Origin of the sequence: Microvirga splendida (assembly GCF_016427565.1) — a bacterium.
GTDB lineage: Bacteria > Pseudomonadota > Alphaproteobacteria > Rhizobiales > Beijerinckiaceae > Microvirga > Microvirga splendida.
In genome coordinates, this window is the sequence record NZ_JAELXT010000001.1 from 73,976 (window position 1) to 94,277 (window position 20,302).

The window sequence follows — 20,302 nt, forward strand, 5'->3', positions numbered from 1 at the left end:
GCCTCCCGCTCCACGGCTCCAGAAGGTCTGCCGGGAATCCTAGGGGCGATCATGAACAGCCTTCGCCCCACCGTGACACCCCCTGTCCAGACTATCGAGAGAGCACTGCCTCCCAGGAACGCTTCGAAAAGCACCCCTGCCCGATCTGCAAAGTCCAAGCCGGCTTCATCGCAGAAGGCAGGCCGAACAGGCAAAGCCGGCCCTGCTTCCAACAGGGCCGCAGCAGCTTCTGAGAAGTCCGTCAGACCTTCCGCGAACAGGCCCGTTCAGCCCCGAGCGCAGGCAGCGAAGGTGGCGGCGGATCAAGACCTTCCCAAACCCAAGCAGGCGTCGCGCTCAATCGTAGTGGTCGACCTCTCGCCGGAGAGCCTCGCAAGGCTGCGGGCGCGGGGGTTCCAGGCCGAGAAGCGGACCAAGGGCACCCTCGCGAGCGTGGTGCGGCTTATCCCGCCTCGCGGCATGTCGCTTGCTCAGGCGCAGCGCGCCGTACGGGTGGCGGATGCGGGGGCTGTCACGGATTTCGACCACTTCTACTACACGGATGAGGGCCAGGGGTGTTCCGGCAACGGCTGCGAGGCGGTGTCCCTCGTGGGCTGGAACCCTCCAGCCGCCACGCAATGCGGACCGGTTCCGACGATCGGCCTCATCGATACGGGGATCGACCGCGAGCACGAGGCCCTGCGGGGTCAGTCGGTCGAGATCGTCTCAGGACTCCAATTGCGCGGAAAACCCTCTCAGCGCGACCACGGCACGGCCGTGGCGGCTCTTCTCGTCGGGCGGAGCGGAAGCAGCACTCCCGGCCTCCTGCCCGAAGCGCGAATTCTGGCCGTGGATGCCTTCTATCGCGACGGCGGGACGGCGGACCGGACGGATGTGACGACACTTGTCATGGCTCTGGAGGCTCTGGCGGAGCGCAATGTTCGCGTCGTGAACATGAGCCTGTCCGGCCCTCCCAACGAGGTGCTCAGGAAAGCCATCGCGGCCGCCCAGGCGAAGGGGATGGTCATTGTTGCAGCCGCCGGGAACAATGGCGCCGGTGCCGAACCCTCCTATCCTGGTGCCTATCAGGGGGTTATCGCGGTCACGGCCGTCGACAAGAAGCGCGATGTGTATCGCCGTGCGACCCAGGGCGACTACATCGATCTCGCGGCCCCCGGAGTGGACCTGTGGGTTGCCGCGCCGGGCGGGGGCGGCGCGGCGAAGAGCGGCACGTCCTATGCGGTGCCGTTCATCTCGGCCGCCGCTGCAGTCCTGCACGCCTCGGACGCAAGCATGAGCCCGGCAGGCCTTCAGGCTGCTCTCGAGAGCAACACCATGGATCTGGGCGAGCCGGGGCGCGACAAAACCTTTGGCCAGGGGCTTCTGCAGGCGGCGAACCTGTGCCCGCCCCAGGCGGACGAAACGCCGGTCGCACAATCCCGGGTCAGATCGCGCGCCGGCATTCCTTGAGGCGCACGGACTGACAGACATGTGGCAGGAGCTTCCTGATACATTGGGAGCCGGCTGCTTCCAATGTATCAGAGCGTCCCGCTGAGATAGGCCTGCAGGGTTGCGCGGGTGCCGTCGCGCCAGAGTCGGCTCAGCGCCGCCTCGAACCGGGAGCGGAAGACCGGGTTCCCGGAGAGGTCGCCGAAGATGTCAGTCAGGTTCAGGAACGCGGAGGCGTCCTCCCGTGCAGCCAGGGCGGCTGGCTGCAGGCGGCCAGCATTCGGGTCGTCGAGGGCCAACAGCCGGCCTCGGTCGTCCAGGCCTGCACAGTGGCGGCACCACAGGGCCGACACGAGGGCCAGTCCTGGGACGTCGCCGGCCGCCTTCAGCCGGGCTCGGGTCGAGGGCAGGATGAACTTGGGCTGGCGGTTGGAGCCGTCCTGGGCGAGGCGCGGGATGGTGTCGCCTACATCCGCGTTGGCGAAGCGGCGGGCGATCAGCCGGTAGTAGTCCTGGAGATCGACGCCCGGCACGGGCGGCACGCCGGGGATGATCTCCTCCGTCTCGAGCTTGTCGAGGAATCCGCGCACCAGCGGATCCTCCATGGCCTCGTGCACGAAATGGATGCCCAGGAGCCCGGCCGGATAGGCGATGGCGGCATGGCCGCCGTTGAGGATGCGCAGCTTCATCAGCTCGTAGGCCGCCACATGGGGCGTGAAGGTGACGCCTACCTCCTCCAGCGCCGGGCGGCCGGCGGGAAAACGATCCTCCAGCACCCATTGGCGGAACGGCTCGCAGAAGACGGGCCAGTTGTCTTTGACGCCGAAGCGCTCCGCCAAGGCGGCGCGCTCCCGGTTCGAGGTTGCCGGCGTGATGCGGTCGACCATGCTGTTGGGAAAGGCCACCTGCTCCCGCACCCAGGCTGCGAGCGCAGGATCGATCAGATCCGCGAGCCCGGCGACGGCATCGCCGGCGACGCGACCGTTATGGGGAAGGTTGTCGCACGACATGACCGTGAAGGGCGCAAGCCCCGCGTCCCGCCGGCGCTTGAGGGCGGCGAGGATCACGCCGAACGCGCTCCTGGGCGCGTGCAGGTGCGCGGCATCGTGGACGATGTCCGGATGCTCGGGATTGAAGGCGCCCGTGGCCGGATCGATGCAGTATCCTCCCTCGGTGACGGTCAGCGACAGGATGCGCAGGGCCGGATTGTCGAGCGCCGCGACGATGGCGCAGCCGTCGTCCTCTACGGGCACGAAATCGACCATCGCGCCGGTCACCCGCGCATGGTTGGCGCCGGGCTCGAGCTCCACCACCGTGGTGAGCCAGTCCTGCGACGCGAGCGCCTGGCGCATCGCCCTGTCGTTGGGACGGATGCCCGCACCGATCAGAGCCCAGTCGCGATCCCGTCCGGCATTGAAGAGATCGTCCAGATAGACGGCCTGGTGCGCGCGATGGAAATTGCCGACGCCGATGTGGAGGATGCCGGCTTGCAACTGCGCCCGCTCGTAGCCCGGCTTTGCGATAGCGGGCGGCAGATCCGCGAGATGGGCGAGGTTCAAGGTCCGGCTCATGGCAAGGGTCTCGGTCAGGCGAAGAATGATCGGAGGCGCGGCATCGCCTCATGCATCGCCACTTGCAACAATGTCAACGGCCCTGCCGAGCCTCGTCGCAGGCTCACGCACGCAGCATCCTCGCGATCCTTGCTGCCGCTTTCTGCAAGATGCCGCACGGTTCGTGCACGCCTGCCCCTCCCTATGGTGTATTCCCTTATTGCCCAGGCGCAGCTTTCGCCTGCACCATTCAAGAATCGACCATGGCTGTCCTATCGTTTAGGATACGACGCGGAGCGCGAGCGGACGCTTGCGGCGAAAGATTTGTTTTGCCTTGCAGCAGGCCACTCATTTTTGTTGCATGCAACCGGCAGAAAGGAATCCTGTCCGATCCAACGACAGGGATCCTCAAGGCCCGCGAGCGCTCCACGGACGTCGATGCAGCTGAATGGCGGGAGGCTCGCCATGAACAGAAACCTGTTGCGTCTCACAGCGGCGATCATCTTCGCGATGGCGAAGGCTGGCTCGGCCGGCGCTGAAATTCTCATCGGCATGGCCGGGGCCCTCACGGGTCCCAACGCCTATCAGGGCGAGCAGCAGCAGCAGGGCGTCGAGATGGCCATCGTGGACATCAACGCTGCCGGCGGCGTGCTCGGACAGCCGCTGCGGCTCATCTCCGTCGACGATTCCTGCGACAGCGGCCAGGCCATTGCGGCGGCTCACAAGCTCGTGGCCGAGCAGGTGGCCTTCGTGGTCGGGCATCAATGCTCGGGCGCCTCCATTCCGGCGGCCGGCGTTTATGAAAGAGCCGGCGTGATCCAGATGACTCCGGCCTCGACCAATCCACGACTGACGGAAGAGGGACGCGCGAACGTCTTTCGCATTTGCGGGCGGGACGACCAGCAGGGCGAGATCGCGGGCGCCTATCTCGCGGAAAGCGGACGGGACGCGAAGATCGCCATCATCAGCGACGGCTCGGTCTATGGAGATGGAATCACCCAGGAAACCCGGCGTCACCTGCGCGAGCGCGGCGTTGCGGAGACACTGCACGATACGCTGGAGCCGGGCCTGAACGACTATTCTCCCCTCATCGCAAAACTGCAGTCCGCCGGAATCCGCATTGCCTATTTCGGCGGGTATTACCGGGAAGCGGGCATCCTGATCCGCAATGCCCGCGAACAGGGCTACGACCTGCAACTGGTGTCCGGCGACAGCATCGCGAGCGAAGCCTATATCCAGGTGGCGGGCGAGGCGGGCGAAGGGACGGTCTTCACCTCCTTTCGCGACCCGCGCCGGAATCCCCGCGCAGCCTCTCTCGTCGAGCGCTTCCGACGCCAGGGATTCGAGCCCGAGGGCTACACGCTCTACAGCTACGGCGCCGTTCAGGCCTGGGCTCAGGCGGTTACGAAAGCGGGCTCCATCGATCCGCACGCCGTGGCGAGCGCGCTTCGGTCGAACGAGTTCGACACCATCCTCGGGCGGGTCAGCTTCGACGCCAAAGGCGACGTGCGGCAGCCCGGCTTCGAATGGTTCATCTGGCGGAGCGACCGATATGTGCCCCTGGAATGAGGGAGGGGTTCTGCCCCTGATGGCATGCCCTTCCATCTGAGCGTCCGCTGGCGCCTGCTCCTCGCCTTTCTCGGCATCAGCGCCTTTGCCGTGCTGGCGGCCGCCACGGGCACCTATGCCTTCCGCCAGATGGCGCAGGTGATCGAGCGGATCACGGAACAGCGCGTTCCCTCCGCTCTTGCAGCCCTCGACCTGTCGCGGCAGGCCGAGCGCACGGTTGCCGCGGCACCGACCCTTCTCACAGCCCGCTCGCAGGCGCAGTACAGAGAGATCTCCGCCGCCATCACGGCAGAGGTCGAGCGCCTTGAGGATCTGCTGGCCCAGATCCGGAGCGAAGTCGATCCCGCGGCCGTCGCCGCCATGGAGCCTGCCGTCGCGGGATTGCGGCGCAACCTCACGGCGCTGGCCGGTCTTGTGGCGGGACGCCTCGCCGTGGCATCCCAGAAGGACGCCCTCGTCCAGCGCCTCTCGAACGCATCGGTGGCGGCGCAACGCCTGATCGCCCCTGCCCTCGTTGTTCTGGACTCGAAGTTTGCCGCGCTGCGGCGCATGGGCCGTGGCGAGCAGACGAGCGCGGGTTTTCCGCAGCCTCCCTCGGTCATCGTGCAGGAGGTTGCCGAAAGCCTTCTCATGCAGAAGGCACAGCTCGAATTCGCCTCGCTCGGTGACGGCCTGCTCAAGGCGTCCCTTGCCGAAAAGACCGCCGATATCGCCGTGTTGAGCTTTCCTCTCAACCGCTCCCTGTCGGCCCTGCGCCAGATCTCGTCCGAACTGGAGGATCCGCGCCTTCGAGCCCGTTTCGATCAACGCATTGCCGATTTTGCCAGACTGGTCGAGGGGCAGGACAGCATCCTGTCCGCACGGAGGACGGAGCTCATTCTCGTCGAGGATGCAGAGCGGCTTCTCGTGGAGAATGCCGGCCTTTCCGCGCAGCTGACGAAATCGGTCGACGCGCTTGTCGGGTCCGCCCGCGGGGACATTCGTGCAGCAAGCGGCGAGGCCCTGACGGCCCAGCGCGTCGGCCGAAGCATCCTGTTGACCGTGGTCTCCCTCAGCCTTCTGAGCTCTCTGCTGATCGTCTGGCTCTATGTCGACCGCAATCTCGTCGCGCGGCTGCAGGGCTTGAGCAACAGCATGCTGGCGATTGCAGGCGGCAACCTGCGCGCTCCTCTGCCCAGGGATGGTGGAGATGAGATCGGCCAGATGGCGAAGGCACTCGCGGTCTTCCGGGACACGGCCATCGAGGTCGAGGAAAAGAACCTGCGCGAGGTGGCCGACGCCCGGCAGCGGCTGATCGATGCCATCGAGAGCATCAACGAGGGCTTTGCCCTCTACGACGCCGACGACCGGCTCATCCTGTGCAACAGCCGCTATGAGGAACTGCTTTATCCCGGCTCCGATGTTCCCATGGAGCCCGGAACGACGTTCGAGACCGTGATCCGGCGTGCGGCGGAGCGCGGCCTCATTCTCGAGGCGAAAGGGCGGGTGGATGCCTGGGTGGCCGAACGGCTGGCGCGGCACCAAAACCCGGTCGCGGCCGAGATCCAGCAGCGCCAGGGCAACCGCTGGATTCAGGTGTGCGAACGCCGGATCGCGGGCGGCGGCACCGTCGCGGTCTATACCGACATCACGGAGATCAAGCACCATGCCGCGCAGCTGGAGCTCGCCCGTGACGAGGCCATGGCGGCGACGCGGGCGAAGAGCCAGTTTCTCACCAATATGAGCCATGAGCTGAGAACGCCGCTGAACGCGATCATCGGCATCACCGAGATGCTCAAGGAGGAGGCTGAGGAGACGGGCGACAGGCCCCTGGTCGAGCCGCTGGACAGGATCCGTCATGCGGGCACCCATCTGCTCGCTCTGATCAATGAAATTCTCGACCTCGCCAAGATCGAGGCGGGCAAGCTGGAGCTCCATCCGGAAGAGGTCGATCTCCAGATCCTGCTCAGGGATGCTGCCATGACGGCGGAGCCTCTCGCGAAGCGCAACGACAACACGATCAGGGTCGAGATCGCCGCGGACATCGGCAGGATGCAGACCGATCCCGTGCGCCTGCGACAGGTTCTGCTCAATCTCCTGAGCAATGCCTGCAAGTTCACCCAAGGAGGAACCGTGACGCTGAAGGCTTCCCGGATCACGGATCGGGAAGGCGACAGGATCGCGATCTCCGTCCACGACACGGGCATCGGCATGACGGCCGAACAGCGGGACAGGCTGTTCCAGGAATTCAGCCAGGCCGACAACACGACGACGCGCAAATTCGGCGGCACGGGGCTCGGCCTTGCCATCAGCCGCCGGCTCTGCCGCCTCATGGGCGGCGACATCACGGTCGAGAGCGTTGTCGGCGTCGGGAGCACCTTTGCCGTGTCCCTGCCGGCGGGCGGGGTCGCCGGCCGACCCAGGAGGCGCCCCGGCGCAGGAACTCCTGCGGTCACTTCGCAACCTCTCGGACGCGAGCAGCGCGCACTGATCATCGACGACGAGCTGACATCGCGGGAGATCCTGCGCCAGATCCTGACCCGCGAGGGTTTCGACGTGGTGACGGCCGAAAGCGGCCAGGAGGGAATCGAGATCGCCCGCAGGATCAAGCCGACGGTGATCACCCTGGATGTGCTCATGCCCGGCCTCGACGGATGGAGCGCGCTCCAGCAGCTGAAGCGCGATCCCGAGTTGCAGGACATCCCCGTCATCATGGTCACCATCGTCGACGAGGAGAACCAGGCCTATGCCCTGGGAGCCGCCGCCTATCTGACGAAGCCGGTCAATCGCGAGTGCCTTTTGAAGGCCCTCGCCGCCTGCCGCACCAGCCCGGCGAACTCGCGGGTTCTGGTGGTGGAGGACGACGCGCACACCCGGGGATGGCTCGCCCGCATCCTGCGCGAGGACGGATGGGAAGTGGCCGAGGCCGAGAACGGGCGCGTCGCCCTGGAGCGGCTCCCGCTCGTCCGGCCCGACATCGTCCTGCTCGACCTGATGATGCCGGAGATGGACGGTTTCGAGTTCGTCGATGAGATCCATCGCAAGGAGGAGACGCGGCATCTTCCCCTGGTCGTGCTGACGGCCGCCGACGTGGACGAGGAGGCCCAGCGCCGCCTGAGCGGCGGCATCCGAAAGATCCTGCAAAAGAAATTGGGCGGACGGGACGAGGTGATCGCCACCTTGCGGGACGTGATCGCCGATTGCCTGCGGCTCAGTCAGCCGGAGCACCAGGAGCGGGCATGACCAGGATTCTCTATGTCGAGGACAACGAGGATAACGTCTACATGCTGACCCAGCGTCTGACGCGGCATGGTTTTTCGGTCAGCATCGCGTCGGACGGCGATCAAGGCATCGACATGGCGCGCCGGGAGAAGCCCGACCTGATCCTGATGGATCTCGGCCTGCCCTCCCTCGACGGCTGGGCGGCGGCCCGGCAGCTGAAGCAGATGCCGGAAACGAAGGACGTTCCCATTCTGGCTCTCTCCGCCCACACGATGCCGGGAGACCGGGAGAAGGCGCTGAACGCCGGCTGCGACGATTACGATGCCAAGCCCATCGATTTCGAGCGGCTTCTGGGCAAGATCGACGCCCTCGTGCGGAAGCGGGGCGCTCCATGACCGAAACGAGCGTGCGCATCCTCGTGGTGGATGACAACGAGGACAACCGCTACACGCTGACGCGCAGGCTGCAGCGCGAGGGGTGGACCGACCTGACCACGGCCGAGAACGGGCGCGAGGCGCTCGACCGCATCGCCCGGGAGCGCTTCGATCTCGTTCTTCTCGACATCATGATGCCCGAGATCAACGGCTACGAGGTCCTGCGGCACCTCAAGACGGATCCGTCCACGCGGGACATTCCGGTGCTGATGATCTCGGCGCTGTCGGAATTCGAGAGCGTGGTGCGCTGCATCGAGCTCGGGGCCGAGGACTACCTGCCCAAGCCCTTCAACCCGGCGCTGCTGCGCGCGCGCGTGGGAGCCTGCCTCGACAAGAAGAGGCTGCACGATCAGGAGCTCAGCTATCTGGCCGAGATCGACCGCCAGCGGCGCCGGGCCGAGGCTCTCCTCCATGCCATCCTGCCCTCGCAGGCCGTGGACGAATTGGAGCAGTCCCAGGCCGTGACGCCGCGCCGGCATGAGGACGTGGTGGTGTTCTTCGCCGACATCGTGGGCTTCACGGCCTATTGCGATCTTCTCGCGCCGGAGGAGATCGTCGCGAACCTGCACGTCTACGCCTCGACCTTCGAGGACATCGCGTCAAAGCATGGCCTCGAGAAGATCAAGACCATCGGCGACGGGTTTCTCGCCACGGCCGGCCTGCTCCTGCACAATCCGGATCCGGTGATGGCCAGCATCGCCTGCGCCATGGCGACCATCGACTCCGCCCGCGGCCTGCCCCTGCCGTGGGATGTGCGCGTCGGCATCCATGTGGGCCCGGTCGTGGCCGGCGTCGTCGGGCGGCAGAAGTTCAGCTTCGACATCTGGGGCGACACGGTGAACGTTGCCGCACGGCTCGCCGGCTACGGCCGGCAGAGCGGCATCAATCTCAGCGCCGCCGCCTGGGAGCGGGTGCGCACGCGGATCGACGCCGCTCCCCTTGGGCCCGTGCCGATCAAGGGCAAGGGCGACGTGGAGGCCTACAGGGTGTCGCCTCCAGACTAGATTGGCAGACGGCAGCTCAGATGTGGAGTTCGCGCCCGAGCGATTTCAGCGCGCTCTCCTGGAACGCCTCGCCCTGCGTGGGATGCGCATGGATGGTGCCGGCGATGTCCTCGAGGCGCGCGCCCATCTCGACCGCGAGGCCGAAGGCCGCGGAGAGCTCGGACACGCCCTGCCCGACCGCCTGGATGCCGAGCACCAGGTGATTGTCGGCGCGGGCCACCACGCGCACGAAGCCCTCCTCGCCGAGCTTCGTCATGGCGCGCCCGTTGGCCGCGAAGGGAAACTGGCCAATGCGCACCTCGCTGCCGATCCTCTGCGCGTCGTCGGGAGTCATGCCGACCGCGACGATCTCCGGATCGGTGAAGCACACGGCCGGAATGGCCCGCTTGTCCCACACCCGCTGATGGCCTGCGACGATCTCGGCCACCATCTCGCCCTGCGCCATGGCGCGATGAGCCAGCATGGGCTCGCCCGTCACGTCGCCGATGGCATAGAGGCCGCGCATGGAGGTCCGGCACCGCTCGTCGATCCGGATGAAGGGTCCGTCCATGTCGAGAACGAGCTCCTCCCTGCCCCACCCCTGCGTGACCGGCCGCCGGCCCACCGTGACGAGGATCCTGTCGGCCGGGAGCGACACTTCGGATCCGCTCTCCGTTTCCACCAGCAACGCGCTGCCGCCTTTGCCCAGGCCCTTGGCTTTCGCGCGCGTCATGACCTCGATGCCGAGAGCCTGCAGCCGCTTGGACACGGGACGGGTGAGGTCCGCATCGTATTGAGGCAGGATGCGCGTCTGCGCCTCGACGACGGTGACCTTCGCGCCCATCTTGGCGAAGGCCGTGCCGAGTTCGAGGCCGATATAGCCGCCGCCGACCACCACCAGCCGCTCGGGCACAGACGTGAGCGAGAGCGCCTCGGTCGAGGAGATCACGGGTCCGCCGAAGGGAAGGCCGGGGAGTTCCACGGGCGCCGACCCGGTGGCGATCACGACGTTTTCGGCCCGGATGATCTGCCGGCCGGTCTCGGTCTCCACCTCGACGGTCTTGCCGTCGCGAAAGCGGGCCCGTCCCTGGACCATCTTGACCTTGGACTTCTTGAGGAGGCCCGACACGCCGCTGTTCAGCCGGCCCACGATGGTGTCCTTCCAGGCGATGGTCTGAGGCAGGTCGATCTCGGGCTGTGTGGTCCTGATCCCGAGCGGGTTCGCGCCCGATGCGAGATGAACGATCCGGTCGTATTCCTCGGCCGCATGGATGAGCGCCTTGGAGGGAATGCAGCCCACATTGAGGCAGGTTCCGCCGGGCTTTCTTTCCTCCACGATGACCGTGTCGACGCCGAGCTGTCCGGCGCGAATGGCGCAGACATAGCCGCCCGGCCCGGCTCCGATGACGAGGAGCTTGCAGGAGATATCCTTCATTGACGTCAAGCCTCTACGAAGATCATGGCGGGCGTCTCCAGCAGCGTCTTGATGCGCTGCACGAAGAGTGCCGCATCCCAGCCGTCGACGATGCGGTGATCGAAGCTGGAGGAGAGATTCATCATCTTGCGCGGGATGAAGGTGGAGCCGTCCCAGACTGGCCGCACCATGATCTTGTTGACGCCGACGATGGCAACCTCCGGATGATTGATGACGGGTGTCGTCACGATGCCGCCCATGGCGCCGAGCGACGTGATGGTGATGGTCGAGCCGCTCAGTTCATCGCGCGTCGCGAGCCCCGCCTTGGCGGCCTCGGCCAGCCGGTTCAGCTCCGTGGCGCAATCCCACAGGTCCCGCGCCTCCGCATGTCTGACGACCGGCACCATGAGGCCCGACCCGGTCTGCGTGGCGATGCCGATATGAACGCCGCCATGCTGGTGAACGATTCCCGCCTCATCGTCATAGATCGCGTTCAGGTTCGGCTGCTCGGCAATGGCCTTGACCATGGCGCGCATGAGAAACGGAAGGATCGTCAGCTTCGGCCGCTCCGCCCGCTTGCTCGCATTCAGGGACGCCCGCAGATCCTCGAGCGCCGTCACGTCCACTTCCTCCACATAGGTGATGTGCGGGATGCGCGATTTCGCCAGCGCCATCTTCTCCGCGATCCTGCGGCGCAGGCCGATCACCTTGATGGCCTGGACCGATGTGTCCTGAGCCAGCCCCGCTGCCCCGGCAGCCTGCGGCCCATGCGCGAGAAACGCGTCGAGGTCCTCGTGCGTGATCCGGCCGGCTGGGCCGCTGCCCGGAACCTGCCTCAGATCGATGCCGGCCTCGCGGGCTCTCAGGCGCACGGCCGGGGAGGCAACCGGCTTGTCGCCTTCCATCCGCCGGGCGGACGGGCGGTGCATCCGCGCGGGCGGGCTTTGCGGCGCCTCGACAGGACGGGGCTGCGGCGCCTCCTTCGCCTGCTTCTCGACGACGGCGTCCGAGGTTTTCACCGCGCCGTCGGCCTGGGCCTCGATGTCCTTCGGCCGTGCCGGCGGCTCCGGCGCCCTGTCGGCGTCGCGCCCGGAGGCAGCGCCCTCCTCGTCGCCCGTCTTGAGGCGGATCAGGGGCGATCCGATCGCCACCACATCGCCGATGTCCGCACCGAGCCACAGAACCTCGCCATCGACCGGAGAGGGAATCTCCACCGTCGCCTTGTCGGTCATCACGGCGGCGAGCAGGGCATCCTCGCGCACGAGATCGCCGACCTTGACGTGCCACTCCACGAGTTCGGCCTCGGCGATGCCCTCGCCGACATCCGGCATCTTGATCAGGTGCTCACTCATGTCAGGCCTCCAACGTTTCGACGAGCGCGCGCCCGACCCGGGCCGGTCCTGGGAAGTAGTCCCATTCCTGCGCATGCGGATAAGGCGTGTCCCATCCCGTCACGCGGGCAATCGGCGCCTCGAGCTGGAAGAAGCAGGCCTCCTGCACGAGCGATGCCAGCTCCGCCCCGAAGCCGGAGGTGAGCGTCGCCTCATGGACGACGACGCAGCGGCCCGTCTTCTTCACCGACGCCACGATGGTCTCCATGTCGAGGGGAAGCAGGGTGCGCAGATCGATGATCTCCGCATCCACTCCCGTTTCCGCCGCAGCGGCCTGCGCGACATACACCATCGTGCCGTAGGCCAGCACGGTGACGGCCGCTCCCTCGCGCACGATGGACGCCTTGCCGAGCGGCAGCGTGTAGTGTCCGTTCGGCACCTCGCCGAGGTCGTGCTTCGACCAGGGCGTGATCGGCCGGTCGTGGTGACCGTCGAAGGGGCCGTTATAGAGCCGCTTCGGCTCCAGGAAGATCACTGGATCGGGATCCTCGATGGCCGCTATCAGAAGGCCTTTGGCATCGTGCGGGTTCGACGGCACGACGGTCTTCAATCCGGACACGTGGGTGAACAGGGCTTCGGGGCTCTGGCTGTGGGTCTGCCCGCCAAAGATGCCGCCACCGGTCGGCATGCGCACGACGAGCGGACAGGTGAACTCGCCGTTCGAGCGATAGCGCAGGCGCGCCGCCTCGGACACGATCTGGTCATAGGCGGGATACATGTAATCGGCGAACTGGATCTCGATGCAGGGGTGCAGCCCGTAGGAGGCCATGCCGATCGCTGCGCCCACGATGCCGGCCTCGTTGATCGGGGCGTCGAAACAGCGGGTCTTGCCGTATTTCTGCTGCAGGCCTGCCGTGCAGCGGAAGACGCCGCCGAAATAGCCCACATCCTCGCCGAACACCACGACGCGCTCGTCGCGCGCCATCATCACGTCCATCGCGTCACGGATGGCTTCGATCATCGTCATGCGTGCCATGGATCAGACCCCCGCCTGCTGACGCTGCCGGCGCAGATGAGGCGGCATCTCGGCATAGACGCCGTCGAACATGTCGCGCGCGGAGGGCTTGCCGCCGGCATGCAGCGTGCCGTAGCTCTCCGCCTCCTTCTGGGCGGCGATCACGGTGTCGAGAATCTCGGCCTCGGCCTGCTTGTGCCGCTCCTCGGACCAGACGCCCCGCACGATCAGGTGGTTCTTCAGGCGCATGATCGGATCGCCGAGAGGCCAGGCGTCGGACTCGGTCTTTGGCCGATAGGCCGAGGGATCGTCGGATGTGGAATGCGCACCGGCCCGGTAGGTGACGTATTCGACGAGGGTCGGCCCAAGATTGCGACGGGCCCGCTCGATGGCCCATTTCGCCACGGCATAGACGGCGAGATAATCATTGCCGTCGACCCTGAGCGACGGGATGCCGAAGCCCAGGCCTCTTGCTGCAAAGGTGCCCGAGCCGCCGCGCGCGATGCCCTGGAAGGTCGAGATCGCCCATTGGTTGTTGACGATGTTGAGCACCACCGGCGCCTTGTAGGTGGAGGCGAAGACGAGGGCCGCGTGGAAATCAGACTCGGCCGTCGAGCCGTCGCCGATCCACGCGGCGGCGATCTTGGTATCGCGGCGGATCGCCGAGGCCATCGCCCAGCCGACCGCCTGGATGTACTGGGTCGCCAGGTTGCCGGAGATCGTGAAGAAGCCGTGCTCCTTGGAGCTGTACATGACGGGCAGCTGGCGCCCCTTCAATGGATCGCGCGCGTTGGAATAGATCTGGCACATCATGTCGACCATGGGATAGCCGTCCGCGATCAGGAGGCCGGCCTGGCGGTAGGTCGGGAAGTTCATGTCGCCCCGCGAGAGCGCCCTGCGGAACGCGCAGCTGATCGCCTCCTCGCCGAGATGCTGCATGTAGAAGGATGTCTTGCCCTGGCGCTGCGCGATCAGCATGCGCGCGTCGAAGGTGCGCAGCGTCATCATGTGGCGCATGCCCTCGACCAGTTCCTCGTCGCTGAGCAGGCCGGCCCACGGGCCGACCGCCTCGCCGTTCCGGTTCAGAACGCGGATGATCGAGAAGGCGAGATCCCGGATGGATTCCGGATCGACGTCGATGTTCGGCCGGGGGACGGCCCCGGCTTTGGGAATTTTGACATTCGAGAAATCCGGGGTTCCCCCCGGGCGAACGGCCGGCTCCGGCACGTGAAGGGACAGGGGCGCGTCAGTCGTCATGGTTCTTTGTTCTCCTCGGGAGAAAACTAGGAATGAATCGGCGTCCGGCCATAGGTGCAGCGATGGGGATGCCGGGCTCGCCCTCAGGTATGCACGAAGACGTCCGCATGTTCGGCCGAGAAGCGCCCCAGCTCTTCCATGACCGCCTGGAGATGGGCCGCCATGGCCCTGTGCGCCGCCTGAGGATCACGGGTTTCGAGCGCGTGGAAGATCTCGCGGTGCTCGGCCAAGGTCACGGTGTGGCGGCGCGGCGACGAGAGCAGCCGGCGCACCCGGTCGATATTGGCCCGGGAGGCATCGATCACGCCGGCCATGCGGGGCAGGTTCAGGCCCTCGACCAGAATGGTATGAAACGCGAGGTCCAGGGCATAGAAGCCGGGGCGATCCCCCCGTTCGACGGCCTCCTGCTGGGCCTGCAGGTTCTGGCGAAGGGCCTCCAGATCGGCCTCCGGCAGGTGCCCGGCCGCCTGTTCCGCCACCATGCACTCGAGCGCCTGGCGGATCAGCATCGACTCCCTGATTTCCGGCAGGCGGATGCGCGCGGCACGGCTGCCGCGCTGGGGCAGGATCTCCACGAGCCCCTCAGTCGCAAGGCGCGCCAGAGCCTCCGAGACCGGGAACCGGGACACGCCAAGCGCAAGGCAGACGGCCCCCTTGTCGATGAACTCGCCCGGCTGGAAATCGAGGGCGACGATGGCGGACCGAAGCGCCCGCTCGACCTGCTCGGTCGTGTTCCCCCGCGGCCCTCGCTCCAGGGGAATCAGGAAATCGTAGCATTTTGGCTTGTCGAACGCGTCCATATGCCTAACATGTTAGTTCAACCGATGGGCAAAAGCCAACAGCTTGTCGGATGTCCCGGACGGGCAATCGACCCGCCGACCACCATCAACCGGACGGAGAGCCGGGCTTTTTCGGAGGAACGCCTATGCCATCTTTCACCCGCCGCCTAGCCTTCGGCCTGATCGCCGCCACAGCCTTCACCCTGCCCGCCCTGCCGGCCAGCGCTCAGACCAAGCTCAAATGGGCTCACGTCTACGAGACGTCCGAGCCCTATCACAAATGCGCCCTCTGGGCCGGTGAGGAGTTCAAGAAGCGGACCAACGGCAAGTACGACATCGAGGTCTTCCCGGCCTCGTCGCTCGGCAAGGAGAGCGACATCAACGAGGGCCTGTCCCTCGGCACCGTCGACATCATCTATACCGGCCAGCTCTTCGCCGGCCGCGCCCATGGGCCGATCGCCATCGGCGGCGCTCCCTACATGTTCCGCGACTTCGCCCACTGGAACGCCTTCCGGAAATCCGACCTCTTCAAGGAGCTCGGGCAAGGCTACGAGAAGAAGACCGGCCACGAGGTGGCAGCCCTGACCTATTACGGCGAGCGCCACGTGACGGCCAACAAAGACATTACTAAGCCCGAGGACATGAAGGGGCTGAAGATCCGCGTGCCCGATGCGCCGCTCTACACCATGTTCCCCAGAGCCGTGGGGGCGAACCCGACGCCGATTGCCTTCGCCGAGGTCTATCTTGCGCTCTCGCAGGGCGTGGTCGACGCGCAGGAGAATCCGCTCGTCACCATCCAGGCCAAGAAGTTCCACGAGGTTCAGAAGAATATCGTGCTCACCGGGCACATCACGGACGCCCTTCTCACCATCGTGTCCGGCGGCACCATGAAGCGCCTGTCGGCGGACGAGCAGAAGATCCTGGTCGAGATTCTGCAGCAGGCTGCCGACACCTGCACCAACGACATCGTCAAGCTGGAGAAGGAGCTGGCCGACTGGTTCAAGGGCCAGGGCAAGAACGTGGTGGCGGTGGATCGCGCGCCGTTCCGCGAAGCCGTGGTCAAGATGCACATGGGCTCTGACGCCACCTGGGACAAGGCGACCTACGACCGTCTCCAGGACATCAAGGCGACCACGAACTGAATCGACGCTCCCCGGCCCTCTCCCGACCCGGAGAGGGCCTTTCCGATCCAGTGAGAAAAGCCGGACCCATGCCCGCGATGCAGAACCCTCAGGCGCCAGCCATCGTCGACGAGAGGAGCGCCTCGGCGCCGCCGGAAGACGTTCATCGTGAGGTGGACGAGCTGTTCGAGCAGTGGCAGGAGGAGGAATCGCATGTGGATCTCTCCGACCTGCGATGGTCGGACGTGGTGGTCTTCGCGATCTTCTGGATCCTGTTCGGAATCGTCTTCCTGCAGTTCTTTACGCGGTACGTCCTGAACGACTCGCTGGGATGGACGGAGGAGATCGCCCGGTACTTCCTGATCCTGATCACCTTCGTGGGCTCGGTGACAGCCATGCGCAAGGGCTCGCACATCGCCGTCGAAGCCCTGCTGATCTATCTTCCGCGCGGGGCCAGGCACTGGACCCTTGTTGCGGTGGACGGGCTCGTGGCTCTCTTCTGCGGCGCCATGGCCTGGTACGCCTATCAGCTCGGCGCGCTCGCCCCGGGCTACATGGTGTCCATCGACATCCCGAAGAGCTACATCTACTGGGCGGTCTCCGCAGCCCTGATCGGGGTGACCGTGCATGCGACCCTGCGCTTCCTGCGGCGCCTGCGCCACCGTGAGGCCGATGCCCCTCACGGCATGGCTCTCGACTGACGGCGGAGATTTCCCATGCTCATCAGCCTGATGCTTGTCGCGCTCCTCGTCATGATCGTCATCGGCGTGCCGATTGCCGTGGCGCTGGCCGGCTCCTCGCTCCTGTTCCTGCTCGTCGGCAACCTGACGGGCGAGGTCACCACCCCGGTGATCACCGTGATCCACCGGATGGTGAACGGGGTCGATTCCTTTCCGCTCCTGGCCGTGCCCTTCTTCATCATGGCCGGCAACCTGATGAACTCCGCCGGCATCACCAAGCAGATCTACGATTTCGCCGTCGCGGCGGTGGGCTGGCTGCGAGGCGGCCTGGGCCATGTGAACGTGGCAGGCTCCGTCATCTTCGCCGGCATGTCGGGAACTGCGGTGGCCGATGCGGGCGGCATCGGGACCATCGAGATCAAGGCGATGCGCGACCACGGCTACGACACGAAGTTCGCCGTGGGCCTCACCGCCGCCTCCTCGACCATCGGGCCGATCATTCCGCCGTCCCTGCCGCTGGTCATCTACGGCGTCGTCGCCAACGCGTCGATCAATGCGCTGTTCGTGGCGGGCATCGTTCCGGGCTTGCTCATGGCAATCGTGATGTCCGCCACGGTGGCCCTCTATGCCCACCACTACGGCATCGGGCGCGATGCACGCTTCCACCTTGGACGTCTCGGGCGCTCCTTCCTGAATGCCTTCCTGCCGCTCCTGACGCCGGCGATCATCATCGGCGGCATGAGCTTCGGCCTGTTCACGCCCACGGAGGCGGCGGTCTTCGCCTGCGCCTATGCGCTGCTGCTCTCCACGGTGATCCACCGCAGCTTCAACCTGGTGCTGAGCGCCCGCGGACAGCGGCCCCGCTATTCGGTTCTGAGCCTGCGCCAGTTCATCCGCGTCACGATGGACACGATCGAGACGACGGCCGTGGTTCTCTTCATCGTCGCAGGAGCGTCGATTTTCGGCTGGGTGCTGACCACCACCCGCACCACCGATGCGCTGGGCGAGTGGATCATCACCTTCGCGGCCGATCCCATCACCTTCCTCATCCTGGTCAACGTATTTCTGGTGGTTGTCGGCTGCTTCATGGAGACCATCGCGGCCATCACGATCCTCACGCCGGTGCTGCTGCCGGTGGCGATCAAGCTCGGGATCGACCCGGTGCATTTCGGCATTATCATGGTGCTGAACCTGATGATCGGTCTCCTGACGCCGCCTGTCGGCATGGTTCTCTATGTGCTCACCAGGGTGGCCAAGATTTCGTTCGAGGAATGCATGAAGGCCTGCGCACCGTGGCTGGTGCCGTTGGTCATCGTTCTTCTCCTCATCACATTCGTCCCTGAAACCGTCCTCTGGCTGCCGCAGTTCCTCAAGGAACTCGGCTACCTCTGATTTTGCAAAGTCATTGTCATGACCACTCCCAGAACCATCCGCCTTTCCCCCGACGACAACGTGGCCATCGCCATCGATCTCGTGAACCAGGGCTCGGACGCGGCCGGCCTGACCGCGCGCGAGCGCATCCTGCGCGGCCACAAGATGGCCGTGGAGCCGATTCGCGAGGGAGAGCCGATCCGCAAGTTCGGCCAGATCATCGGTTTCGCCAAAACCCACATCGCGCCGGGCGAGTGGGTGCATGAGCACAATGTGGGCCTGCACGATTTCGAGCGCGACTATGCCTTCTGCGCCGAGGCAGGCGACGACGACCTGCTGCCGCCGGAGCTGCAAGCCACGTTCCAAGGATATCGGCGCGCCTCCGGCAAAACCGGCACCCGCAACTACATCGGCATTCTCACGTCCGTGAACTGCTCGGCGTCGGTCGCCCGCTTCGCCGCGGCAGAGGTGGAGCGCTCAGGCATCCTGCGCGACCATCCCGGCATCGACGGCATCGTGGCCATCGTCCATGGCACGGGCTGCGGCCATGCGGCCTATGGCGAGGGATTCGAGATCCTGCGCCGCACGCAATGGGGCTATGCCGGCCATCCCAACTTCGCCGGCGTGATCATGGTTGGGCTCGGCTGCGAGGTGTTCCAGATCGGGCGCATGAAGCAGGAATACGGGCTCACGGAAACGGACACGTTCCGCACCCTGACGATCCAGGAGACAGGCGGCACGCGAAAGACCGTGCAGGCCATCGTCGATGCCGTGAAGAGCATGCTCCCCGTTGTCTCGAAAGCGCAGCGCGAGACCCGTCCGGCATCGGAACTGGTCCTTGCCCTGCAATGCGGCGGGTCCGACGGCTATTCCGCGCTCACGGCCAATCCGGCCCTGGGCGTCGCCTCCGATCTGCTCGTGCGGCACGGCGGAACATCCATCCTGTCCGAGACGCCGGAGATCTACGGCGCCGAGCATCTGCTCACCCGCCGCGCCGCAACCCGTGAGGTCGGCGAGAAACTCGTGGCGCGGATCCGGTGGTGGGAGGCCTACACGGCGCGCAACGGCGGCGAGATGAACAACAATCCGTCACCCGGCAACAAGGCCGGCGGCCTCACGACGATTCTCGAAAAGTCCCTGGGCGCCGCCGCCAAGGGCGGACGCTCCACGCTTCGGGCCGTGTACGAATATGCCGAGCAGGTGAAGGAGCACGGTTTCGTCTACATGGACACGCCGGGCTACGATCCTGTGGCCGCAACGGGCCAGGTGGCCGGCGGGGCCAACCTCATCGCCTTCACCACGGGGCGCGGCTCCGCCTTCGGCTGCAAGCCTGCACCGTCGCTCAAGCTCGCCACCAACTCGGACATCTACCGCCGCATGATCGACGACATGGACATCAATTGCGGCGACGTCCTCGACGGCGTCTCTCTTGAAGAGAAGGGACAGGAAATCTTCGAGACCCTGCTGAAGGTCGCGTCCGGAGAACCTACGAAATCAGAGGAGCTGGGCTACGGCGACCTCGAGTTCGTTCCCTGGCAGGTAGGCGCCGTCATGTGACCGGAAGCCGACCGCATTCCGAGAGGCAGGCTGCGACATGAGCCGATACTTCCCGAAAGGAAGCATCCTTTAACGATGTGTTAACCATCTTCCGGCAATCATGCTCGGGCTGATCCTGATGAGGATCAACACTCTCCCAAAAGTGAACGAGGCACGGATGTACTGCCTCGCTTCGCTTTGGGATGCAGTGCCAAGAGCCTTTTCAGGCCCGCGACATCACTACCGGACATGCAAAGCTCAACGACCCCGGTGCAGCTCCTGTCCTGGCGATCGGGCCCGCCTCGTTTAAGCTCAGCCCAACACATAAAGCGCCGTTGCAAGGGCAGCGATTCCACCGACGAAGGCATAGGGATACCAGGACGGGAAAGGGCTTGTCGTGACCATTGAAACCCACGCTGAAACTCCTTGATACAACATCCACGCTGCTCCCTTGTCTTTCTCCAAAGCGGTATTTTTGTGAACCGCCGACGTTGCGCATTCGACAAGGATCGAGCAGGCCGCGGCGCAGCCGAAAGCGGAAAATTTCACTTTGAAGAGTTTTTAAGGAAGCGAAATCGCGCCCGTTCTCAACGTCGTAGCGCCTGTTTTAGAACACCTCTGATTTTCGCTTAA

Annotated in this window: 15 protein-coding genes; 9 read left to right on the forward strand and 6 right to left on the reverse strand. The window is 65.7% G+C overall.

Going from position 1 to position 20,302, the window contains the following annotated elements; translation table 11 throughout:
- Positions 1 to 291 precede the first annotated feature (291 nt).
- The gene (locus JAO75_RS00375) at positions 292 to 1,449 is read left to right on the forward strand and encodes a S8 family serine peptidase (protein ID WP_199045667.1); all 1,158 of its coding nucleotides are present in this window, start codon (positions 292 to 294) and stop codon (positions 1,447 to 1,449) included.
- 68 nt (positions 1,450 to 1,517) lie between these two features.
- On the opposite strand, the gene JAO75_RS00380 is transcribed toward JAO75_RS00375, so the two are convergent.
- Positions 1,518 to 2,999 carry a mannitol dehydrogenase family protein gene (locus JAO75_RS00380; protein ID WP_199045669.1) on the reverse strand — a complete coding sequence of 494 codons (1,482 nt, stop codon included), beginning with the start codon at positions 2,997 to 2,999 and terminating at the stop codon, positions 1,518 to 1,520.
- A gap of 444 nt (positions 3,000 to 3,443) precedes the next feature.
- Here JAO75_RS00380 and JAO75_RS00385 point away from each other — a divergent pair, with 444 nt between their 5' ends.
- The 4 genes from JAO75_RS00385 to JAO75_RS00400 are packed head-to-tail and all read left to right on the forward strand — an operon-like array spanning position 3,444 to position 9,186.
- Positions 3,444 to 4,547 (forward strand): branched-chain amino acid ABC transporter substrate-binding protein, encoded by a 1,104-nt coding sequence (locus JAO75_RS00385; protein WP_199045671.1) that lies wholly within the window; start codon positions 3,444 to 3,446, stop codon positions 4,545 to 4,547.
- 24 nt (positions 4,548 to 4,571) lie between these two features.
- Positions 4,572 to 7,769, forward strand: coding sequence for a response regulator (locus JAO75_RS00390; protein ID WP_199045673.1), 3,198 nt, complete (start codon positions 4,572 to 4,574; stop codon positions 7,767 to 7,769).
- Positions 7,766 to 8,143 carry a response regulator gene (locus tag JAO75_RS00395; protein ID WP_199045675.1) on the forward strand — a complete coding sequence of 126 codons (378 nt, stop codon included), beginning with the start codon at positions 7,766 to 7,768 and terminating at the stop codon, positions 8,141 to 8,143. The genes JAO75_RS00390 and JAO75_RS00395 overlap by 4 nt, the downstream gene beginning before the upstream one ends.
- Positions 8,140 to 9,186: an adenylate/guanylate cyclase domain-containing protein gene (locus tag JAO75_RS00400; protein ID WP_199045677.1), complete on the forward strand. Its 1,047-nt coding sequence runs from the start codon at positions 8,140 to 8,142 to the stop codon at positions 9,184 to 9,186. The genes JAO75_RS00395 and JAO75_RS00400 overlap by 4 nt, the downstream gene beginning before the upstream one ends.
- A gap of 16 nt (positions 9,187 to 9,202) precedes the next feature.
- On the opposite strand, the gene lpdA is transcribed toward JAO75_RS00400, so the two are convergent.
- The 5 genes from lpdA to JAO75_RS00425 all read right to left on the reverse strand — a co-directional run bounded on the left by lpdA (position 9,203) and on the right by JAO75_RS00425 (position 14,982).
- Complete coding sequence (gene lpdA / locus JAO75_RS00405) at positions 9,203 to 10,600, reverse strand: dihydrolipoyl dehydrogenase (protein ID WP_199045679.1); 1,398 nt, start codon at positions 10,598 to 10,600, stop codon at positions 9,203 to 9,205.
- Positions 10,601 to 10,605: 5 nt separating this feature from the next.
- A complete protein-coding gene (locus JAO75_RS00410) occupies positions 10,606 to 11,931 on the reverse strand; it encodes a dihydrolipoamide acetyltransferase family protein (RefSeq protein ID WP_199045681.1) in 1,326 nt (441 codons plus the stop codon).
- A 1-nt stretch (position 11,932) separates the two neighbouring features.
- A complete protein-coding gene (locus JAO75_RS00415; protein WP_199045683.1) occupies positions 11,933 to 12,946 on the reverse strand; it encodes an alpha-ketoacid dehydrogenase subunit beta in 1,014 nt (337 codons plus the stop codon).
- A gap of 3 nt (positions 12,947 to 12,949) precedes the next feature.
- Positions 12,950 to 14,182, reverse strand: coding sequence for a 3-methyl-2-oxobutanoate dehydrogenase (2-methylpropanoyl-transferring) subunit alpha (locus JAO75_RS00420; protein ID WP_199045685.1), 1,233 nt, complete (start codon positions 14,180 to 14,182; stop codon positions 12,950 to 12,952).
- An 83-nt stretch (positions 14,183 to 14,265) separates the two neighbouring features.
- Positions 14,266 to 14,982 carry a GntR family transcriptional regulator gene (locus tag JAO75_RS00425; RefSeq protein ID WP_199045687.1) on the reverse strand — a complete coding sequence of 239 codons (717 nt, stop codon included), beginning with the start codon at positions 14,980 to 14,982 and terminating at the stop codon, positions 14,266 to 14,268.
- Between the two features lie 125 nt (positions 14,983 to 15,107).
- Here JAO75_RS00425 and JAO75_RS00430 point away from each other — a divergent pair, with 125 nt between their 5' ends.
- From JAO75_RS00430 to JAO75_RS00445, 4 genes are all read left to right on the forward strand, one after another.
- Positions 15,108 to 16,103 (forward strand): sialic acid TRAP transporter substrate-binding protein SiaP, encoded by a 996-nt coding sequence (locus JAO75_RS00430; RefSeq protein WP_199045689.1) that lies wholly within the window; start codon positions 15,108 to 15,110, stop codon positions 16,101 to 16,103.
- A gap of 68 nt (positions 16,104 to 16,171) precedes the next feature.
- Entirely contained in the window at positions 16,172 to 16,783 is a 612-nt protein-coding gene (locus tag JAO75_RS00435; RefSeq protein ID WP_199045691.1) for a TRAP transporter small permease, read from the forward strand.
- Positions 16,784 to 16,798: 15 nt separating this feature from the next.
- The gene (locus tag JAO75_RS00440) at positions 16,799 to 18,154 is read left to right on the forward strand and encodes a TRAP transporter large permease (protein ID WP_210340124.1); all 1,356 of its coding nucleotides are present in this window, start codon (positions 16,799 to 16,801) and stop codon (positions 18,152 to 18,154) included.
- Positions 18,155 to 18,172: 18 nt separating this feature from the next.
- Positions 18,173 to 19,690 (forward strand): UxaA family hydrolase, encoded by a 1,518-nt coding sequence (locus JAO75_RS00445; RefSeq protein WP_199045693.1) that lies wholly within the window; start codon positions 18,173 to 18,175, stop codon positions 19,688 to 19,690.
- The last annotated feature ends 612 nt before the right edge of the window (positions 19,691 to 20,302 follow it).